At 58.5% G+C, this 1,587-nt stretch carries 3 protein-coding genes; all 3 read right to left on the bottom strand.

The features are described 5' to 3' along the window. On the bottom strand, positions 1–503 hold a 503-nt coding region (locus tag ACXJ5O_RS26450; RefSeq protein ID WP_457302500.1), incomplete at its 3' end, for a M20/M25/M40 family metallo-hydrolase. After that, positions 500–1,261: an SDR family NAD(P)-dependent oxidoreductase gene (locus ACXJ5O_RS26445; RefSeq protein ID WP_457302499.1), complete on the bottom strand. Its 762-nt coding sequence runs from the start codon at positions 1,259–1,261 to the stop codon at positions 500–502. The genes ACXJ5O_RS26450 and ACXJ5O_RS26445, both read right to left, overlap by 4 nt. Then, positions 1,258–1,587: ketopantoate reductase family protein (locus tag ACXJ5O_RS26440; RefSeq protein ID WP_457302498.1), on the bottom strand; the 330-nt coding region annotated here is incomplete at its 5' end. The genes ACXJ5O_RS26445 and ACXJ5O_RS26440, both read right to left, overlap by 4 nt.

Genomic DNA, 1,587 nt, shown 5'->3' with positions numbered 1-1,587 from the left:
CGATTGCGCTCGAGCGTGGGTTCGAAATGCTCGCTGCCGGATTCCTCCTCGCCTTCAATCAGTATCTTGAGATTGACCGGCAATCGGCCTTCGTTCTTCAGGTAGGCCTCGACTACAAGGATCGAGATCAGCAGCGGGCCCTTGTCATCGGAAACGCCGCGCGCATAGAGCCGGTCATCATGTATCGCCGGCTCAAAGGGCGGCGTAGTCCACTTGTCGAGCGGATCGGGCGGTTGCACATCGTAATGGCCGTAAACGAGGATGATTGGGAGCTTGGGATCACTGATGACTTCGCCAAAAACGGCAGGGTGTCCGCCGGTGTCCCAGACTTCGACCGAAGCGAAGCCTGCCTTCTTGAGACGGTTCGCCACGAATTCGGCAGCCTCCCGGATACCGTCACGAAAAGCGGGATCGGTGCTGACGCTGGGAATGCGGCAGAACGCTTTCAAATCCTCGAGAGCATGTTCGTAATTGTCAGTAAGGTATTTCTCGACGGAATTCATTTGCCACCGTCCACACTGATGACCTGTCCGCTGATCCATTGCGCCTGGTCCGATGCGAAAAACAGAACCATGTTGGCGATGTCATCGGGTTCGCCAAGCCGCTTCAGGGCGATATTGTCGAGAAGCCGTTTTTGGCCCTCTTCACCCATTGCCTCCCACTGCCTTTCGGTTGTCGGGTTCGATAGCACGAAGCCAGGCGCGACATTGTTGACTGTGATGTTCCAAGGACCGAGTTCATGCGCGAGCTGACGCGTTAGCCCGATCTGACCAGCCTTTGCACTGGCATAGGCCTGTATTCCTGTGAGTGAAATGCCAAGCCCGGCGCCGCTGGAAATATTGATGATCCGGCCGGACTTCTGCTTTTTCATGCTGGGGGCAACGGCCTGCGTCATGAAGAAGGCGCCGGACAGATTGACGTCGAAAATTGTCTGCCAATCACTCTCTGAAATCTCCTCGATGGGTCGGCCCACCTGTCCGCGTACACCGCCGGCATTGTTGACCAGAATATCTGCGCCGCCATCGGCAGCCTCGATTTTTGCAACGGTTGCCTGAACGGCGCTTCTGTCACCCACATCCAGAACATGCGCAATCGACGATGCCGCTCCGCAAAGTGCAACGGTTTCCGCGAGCCCGGCTTCATTGACGTCGCAGACATGCACGCGTGCGCCACGGCTGGCGAATGCCTGCGCGATTGCACGGCCAAAGCCGTGGGCAGCACCCGTAACGATAACGGTTTTGCCGTTGAACTCGATGTTCATGTGCTGGCCTCCGTTCGCGCAAGCAGATCGAGATTGGCAAGCTCAAGCGAGCGGGTCCCCGCCTCGATCTGATGGATCAATTCGACGACCTTCGCCGCTAGCGGGGTCGGTACACCGAGTGATCGCCCGATTTCGACGACGGGCCCGACCTGGGCATCGACCTCGGTCTTGCGCTTGCGGATGGCAAGATCACGCCAAATGCCGGAGTGCGATTTCGCCGAGCGGCGGTTATGAGTGACCATTTCGTCGAAGGAACGTGCGGTGTCCGCGGCCGAGGCGGTAGGGGCGAATGCAGCCGGGTCGAATCCGTCAAACGCCTCAGGCAC

It is taken from the genome of Phyllobacterium sp. P5_D12, from assembly GCF_054049495.1.
Note: the sequence above shows the minus strand (reverse complement) of the source record. Positions and strands in the feature narration are given on the sequence as shown.